Source organism: Paenibacillus sp. GbtcB18 (assembly GCF_019091125.1).
Taxonomy (GTDB): Bacteria; Bacillota; Bacilli; order Paenibacillales; family NBRC-103111; genus Paenibacillus_F; species Paenibacillus_F chitinolyticus.
Window position 1 is genome coordinate 1 of sequence record NZ_JAGXJX010000855.1, and the last position, 236, is coordinate 236.

The 236-nt window shown below is 61.0% G+C and carries 1 protein-coding gene; it reads right to left on the reverse strand.

What is annotated here, in order from left to right:
* The coding region (locus KVT34_RS31130; RefSeq protein ID WP_217563385.1) for a hypothetical protein at nucleotides 1-187 on the reverse strand (187 nt) is incomplete at its 3' end.
* Nucleotides 188-236 lie beyond the last annotated feature (49 nt).

The following is a 236-nucleotide window of genomic DNA, read 5'->3' on the forward strand; positions in this document are numbered from 1 at the left end:
GCCGTTCGACGTCGGCCGCGAACATGCGGCACAAGCGGTCACGGAAATCGCCTTCGGCAAGGCTGGCGCGGGGGAACTGGTGCGAGATTTTCAGCTTGCCTGGCTGCGCCCATGCGGACTGCATCCAGAGCGGACTGGACGCGATCGCGCCCAGCATTGTCCTACGGGACATTGCTGCCCTTGTCATTACCGACATACACATCCTCCAAGATGTTGAAACGGACTGCCTCCCGAAT